The sequence below is a fragment of the Streptomyces sp. genome, from assembly GCF_036524955.1.
In the GTDB taxonomy this organism is placed as follows: domain Bacteria; phylum Actinomycetota; class Actinomycetes; order Streptomycetales; family Streptomycetaceae; genus Actinacidiphila.
This window is the reverse complement of sequence record NZ_DATDBG010000190.1, coordinates 1-5,704: the sequence shown is the minus strand read 5'-3', so window position 1 is coordinate 5,704 and position 5,704 is coordinate 1. Positions and strand designations below refer to the sequence as shown.

Here is a 5,704-nt window from a genome sequence, read left to right as displayed (position 1 = left end):
GGAGTTCCTGGACGCCTTCGACGCGCCGGCCGCCGCCGCGCCGCCGCGCGGGCCCCGAACCGCCGCTGGCCCCGCGCCCGCCGCCGATCCGGCGGCGCGACCCGGCCCGGGGCACGACGGACCGGGCACGGGCACCGGGCCCGAGCCGGAGCGCGGAAGCGGTGGCGGCAAGAACCGCGCCCTCAGCGGCATCGCGGCGGCAGCCGTCGTCACCGTCCTCGCCGTGGTGGTGGCCGGCCAGGTCACCGGGGGGGAGAAGAAGCACAACGGGTCGGCGGGCAAGAACGCCGCGACGCGCACCTCCGGGGACGAGGAGTCCGGCATGCGGCTGCGCGACGCCCCGGCGAGCGCCGCCGCGACGGCGGCCCCCACGGACGAGGTGCTGATGGCCCGTACGTACCCGCTGAATCCCCACCTCGGTCTGTCCGGGGCCTTCATGACGATGCCGGGGCACCAGGCGGCGCCGGGGCACGGCACGGTCCTGCGGTTCCGGGTGGACGTGGAGAAGGGGCTGCCGCTGGACGCGGACCTCTTCACCCGGACCGTCTTCAGGACGCTGAACGACAGGCGGAGCTGGGGCCACGGCGGGAAGATGACGTTCGAGCGGGTGTCGACCGGCCCGGCCGACATCGTGGTCACCCTCGCCAGCCCGGGTACCACCGCGAAATGGTGCGCGAAGTCGGGTCTGGACACGTCGGTTGAGAACGTGTCATGTGACGCCGCGTCGACTCCGCGCACGATGATCAACGCGTACCGGTGGGCGCAGGGCGCGGCCACGTACGGTCCCGGGCGGATCCACGCGTACCGGCAGATGCTGATCAACCACGAGGTCGGGCACCGGCTCGGGCACGGTCACGTGGGGTGCCCCAAGGAGGGCGCGCCCGCCCCGGTGATGATGCAGCAGACCAAGTTCCTGTCCCTGGACGGCGGTCCCACCTGCACGCCTAACGCGTGGCCGTTCCCGTAGCCCACCGCGGCGCACCTCCGGTCAGGGGCGGCACCCCGGACGTCCGCCAGGCGCACCTGCGCGGCGCCACGCCTCCGGCGCCGCAACGCGCCCCGCGCGGAGAAGTTACGGCCGTTCACCCCTTCTGATGGTGTGGCGGACAACCGTCCGCCACACCACCGCTGCCCCGGCATACCGTCTTCGCGTTCGGCAGACCCGGCCAAGGCGGAGAGGGGGCGTACAGGTGCGCGTCGCATTGCTCACCGAAAGTGGTTACCCGTACGCGCGAGGTGAAGGGGCCGTGTGGTGCGATCGGCTCGTGCGCGGGCTCGCCCACCACGACTTCGATGTGTACGCGCTGAGCAGGTCGCCGCGTACGGAGGAGGGCGGCCTGGTGCGGCGGCCCCCGCATGTGCGGCGGGTGCTGACCGAGCGCCTCTGGGGAGAGCCGCCGGCCGGCACCCCCGGGCCGGCCTCGGGCGGCGGCCGGGAGGCCCGGTGGGCGCGGCGGGTCGAATTCCGCCGGCACTACGGGGAGTTCGCGGCGGCGCTGGCGGGCGGCACGGCCGGGGGACCGGCCCCGGCGCCCGTGGCCGGCGGTCCGTCCGCCGAGGCCGGGCCGCGGGCCGACCGGTTCGCCGCCGGGCTCTACGGGCTGGCCCGGCTCGCGACCCGGCACGGCGGGCTGCCCGAGCTGTTACGCAGCCAGGACGCGCTCGCCGCGCTGGAGGCGGCCTGCCGGGCGCCGGGCGTACGCCCCCTGCTCGGCGACATCGTCGTCACCGAACTCCTCACCGTCGCCGATCTGCTGGAAGTCCAGCTACGACCGCTGTCGGCGCCCTGGTACGGGCCGGCCGAGCTGGGCGCGGCCGAGCTGTGCCACGCGGTGTCGGGCGGCCCGGCGACGCTGCCCGGGCTGCTGGCCAAACGCTTCCGCGGTACGCCGCTCGTCGTCACCGAGTACACCGTCCGGGTCCGGGAGGCGCTGCTCGGCCTGCGGGCCGCCGGGTTCACCCCGGCGGTACGGGCGCTGCTCGGCGCCTACCACCGGCTGCTGGCCGGGGAGAGCTACCGCCAGGCCGCCCTGGTCACGGCGGGTTCCACGCACGTCCGGCGCTGGCAGGAGCGGTGCGGGGCGCGGCGGGACCGTATGCGTACCGTCCACCCCGGGATCGACGCCACCCGCTTCGCCCGCGCGGGCGAAGCGGCGGAGGCGGAGGCCGCGGCGCCGGCGGCGCACGCCGAACGAACCGTCGTCTGGGTCGGCCGGCCGGACCCGGCCAAGGACCTGATCGCGCTCCTGCACGCGTTCCGCGTGATACGCGCGCAGGAGCGGCACGCGCGCCTGCGCGTCTTCCACCCCCCTGTCACGGACGAACGGTCCGCCGCCTACCTCGGACACTGCCGCACGCTGGCGGCGCAGCTCTTCCCGGACGAGGCGGCGCACGCCCGCGCTGTCGGCGAGAGCCCGGTCACCTTCGAGGAGATCGGTTCGCCGCAGGCCCCGGAACCGGCGGACGCGTACGCGGCGGGCGACGTCGTCCTGCTGTCCAGCATGGCGGAGGGCTTTCCGCTGAGCCTGGTCGAGGCGATGCTCTGCGGGCGGGCGACGGTCTCCACGGACGTGGGCGCGGTGCGGGAGGTGATCGGCGGGACGGGGCTCGTGGTGCCGCCCCGCAACCCGAAAGCCCTGGCCGAGGCGGCGCTCGACCTGCTGCGGGGTCCGGAGCGGGCGGCCCGCCTCGGCGCCGCGGCCCGCGAACGCGCGCTCGCGCTCTTCACGGTCACCCGATGCGTGGACGCCTTCCGCGAGAGCTACCTGTCGGTGGTCGCCCACGACCGGGTCCGCCGTGAACCCCGGTGGACCCGGGCCGGCTCCCCGCGGCCCGTCACCACTCCGGCGGAACCCCTCTCGCCCACCTGCCTCGCCCCCACGGCGGTCTCCTCCGGAGGGCCGTGCCGATGAGATCGCGTTCTTCCGGCGCAGGGCTCGCCGGCGGCGGGGAGGCGGGCACGCCCGGCCGGGCTGTGCCGGAGGCGGAAGGGGGCGGTCCAGGCGAATCGGTGTGCTCGGAGCCGGCGGCGTGGGAGGGGGCCGGTTCCCCCGGGGGTCCCGGGGAAGGCCGCACGTCAGCGGCTCGGCGCGCGGCATCGGATTCCGGCGGACCCGGCGCGGAGGCGGCCGGTCGTACGGCCGTGGCGTCCGGGGCAGGGGCGGCCCGCAGCGGCGGTGCCTGGACGGCGCCGGGGTCCGGGCGGCCCGGGCAGCGGCGGGCCGGTGGGCGGCAGGAACCCCTGCCCGTGCCCCGGCGCAGAGGGCCGGCCGATCCCGTGCGCGGGGTGATGCACCGTCACCGGAGGCTGCTGGCCGGCGCCGTGGACGAGTGGGAGATCGCCGCCGGACTGGAGGCGCGGGGCGTGGACGACGCGGGTGCCCGGCTGCTGCGGCACCGCGACGTGTTCGGACTCGCGGAAGAGCTGTACGCCCGGGTGCCCAGGACCGTTTCCCGGCTGGAGGGCACCCCGCCGGCCGCCGGGAAAGCCCTCGTCCCGTGGCGGGCGGGGGCTCTGCACCTGCTGCCGGGCGCGGGGTGCGCGTTCTTCGAGCACCTGCGCGTTCCCGCGCTCGGCGCGCTCGTCGCCGTACTCATCGGCCTGGTCACCTGGGCGGCGCTGCGGACCGGCCCGCTGCGGACCGTCCGCGGTGGCGGCGCGCCCTGGACCTACGGCCTGATCGCGTACGCCCTCTGTGGCCCGCAGGCGGTGACCGCGCTCGCCGGTGAGGGGTCCTTCGACCCGGCGGTGAGCCTCGGGCCCTTCACCGCGCTCGCGCTGAGCCTGGCACCGGCGGCGTACGGCGCGCGCTGGTTCGCCGTCCGGGCCCGCGCGCAGCTCGGGCCGAGCCACGGGCTGGCCGACTTCGCCGACGCGGTACGGCCGCGGCTGGCGGCGGCCCTGATCGGGTACGCGCTGGCGCTGGTCGCCCTGCTGGTCCTGCTGAGCCCGCACGGCCCGATCGCCGGCCCGGCCGCCCTCGGCGTCCTGCTCTTCACCGCGCGCCTCCTGTCAGTCCACGGCCATCCCCGACCGGCCGGCTGGGCGCTCGCCGCCGCCTGCGCCGCCGAGGGCCTGACCCTGGCCGCCGCCCCGCTGCACCTCAGCCCGGGCGGCGCCACCCCGCAAACCCTGGCCTGCGCCACCGCCGCGCTCGCCCTCACCCTTCATGCCTTCCGCGTTCTGCCCCAGGCCTCCTCGCACCGTCCCCCGGACCTGACCGTGATCCCACCACCCAGGAGAAACCACCCGTGACCAGCCACTTCCTCCCACACGCCTCGCGCATCGACCCCGCCACCGATCCCACCGGCCCGTACGGCACGGCGTCGAGGTCCCGTCCGGGGCGCGCGGGCGCCGGAGCCGAGCCCCGCGCCCTTCCCGCGACGCGCTGCCGTGACCGGGGGCGGGCCGTGCCCGAAGCCCGTATGCCCTGCCCGGCGAAGCACGGGCTGGGCGGTGCCGCGGACGGGCCCGGCGGTCGTGCCACGTTCGGCCGGGGGCGGGCCGGAGGTGAATCCCGCGCCCTGCGGACGGTCGGCTGCCGGCCGGGCGCCTCGTACCTCGTGCCGCCGAGGTGCCGGCATGAGGGGGCGGGAGGTGCGGCGGCCCGGGGGGGCCGTGCGGCGGTTCGTACGGGAGGTGGTGTGCGGTGAGGGTGTTGTTGCTGGGGGCCGACGGGTTTCTCGGGCGGCATGTCGCGGAGCGGCTGGTGGCCGACCCGGCGGTGCAGTTGACCGCGCTGGGGCGCGGTGACGACGCGGACGTGCGGTTCGACCTGGCGACCGGGGCGCCGGGAGTGCTGGCGCGGTTCGTGGACGCGGTGCATCCCGGGGTGGTGATCAACTGTGCCGGCAGTACGCGGGGCAACGCGCGGGACCTGACGCGGCAGAACACGGTCGCCGTGGCGACGATCTGCGAGGCGCTGCGGCGCAGCGCGGTCGGGGCGCGGCTGGTGCAGGTGGGGTGCGGGTCGGAGTACGGGCCGTCCCCGTCCGGGGCGTCCACCGGGGAGGACGCCGTGCCGCGGCCGGGCGGACCGTACGGCGTGAGCAAGCTCGCCGCGACGGAGTTGGTGCTCGGCTCGGGTCTGGACGCGGTCGTGCTGCGGGTGTTCAGCCCGATCGGCCCCGGGACGCCCACCGGCGCGCCGCTGGGCAGGATCGCCGAGGCGCTGCGGCGGACCATGCAGAACGGCGACGCCGAGCTGAAGCTCGGCGGACTGGCCGTGCAGCGGGACTTCATCGACGTCCGGGACGTGGCCCGAGCCGTGCACGCCGCGTCGCTCTCGGCCGCGCAGGGCGTGGTGAACATCGGCAGCGGGCGCGCGGTGCGGTTGCGCGACATGGCCGCCGCACTCGCCCATGTCGCGGGCTACGACGGCCTGCTCCACGAGATCGACGACCATCCGGCCGCCGGACCCGGTCACGGCCCGGGTCCGCACCCCCCGTACCCCGACGGCTGTGGTCTGTGGCAGCAGGCGGACGTACGGACCGCCCGCGACCGCCTCGGCTGGCGGCCCCGGATCGCCCTGGAGGAGTCGCTGGCCGACGTGTGGATGGAAGCGGCGTGCCGCGTCTGAATCTCACCGGACCCAGCCCAAGGGGCGTTTTTGAGAAAGGCGTCCCGCATGCCGGACAGGGGAATCCGGGTCACGGAGTGCGGCCGACGGTCGGTCGGGTCGGCGGCCGGGGTCGGACCGCCGAC

General features: G+C 76.7%; 4 protein-coding genes. All 4 read left to right on the top strand.

Translation table 11 applies throughout. The annotated features are described in order from the left end of the window. The coding region (locus VIW71_RS15660) for a DUF3152 domain-containing protein (RefSeq protein ID WP_331622887.1) at window positions 1-967 on the top strand (967 nt) is incomplete at its 5' end. Window positions 968-1,190: 223 nt separating this feature from the next. Further along, window positions 1,191-2,912: a DUF3492 domain-containing protein gene (locus VIW71_RS15655; RefSeq protein ID WP_331622886.1), complete on the top strand. Its 1,722-nt coding sequence runs from the start codon at window positions 1,191-1,193 to the stop codon at window positions 2,910-2,912. A gap of 374 nt (window positions 2,913-3,286) precedes the next feature. Further along, a complete protein-coding gene (locus VIW71_RS15650; RefSeq protein WP_331622885.1) occupies window positions 3,287-4,255 on the top strand; it encodes a hypothetical protein in 969 nt (322 codons plus the stop codon). A 394-nt stretch (window positions 4,256-4,649) separates the two neighbouring features. Further along, on the top strand, window positions 4,650-5,579 hold the full coding sequence (locus tag VIW71_RS15645; RefSeq protein WP_331622884.1) for an NAD-dependent epimerase/dehydratase family protein: 930 nt from the start codon (window positions 4,650-4,652) through the stop codon (window positions 5,577-5,579). The last annotated feature ends 125 nt before the right edge of the window (window positions 5,580-5,704 follow it).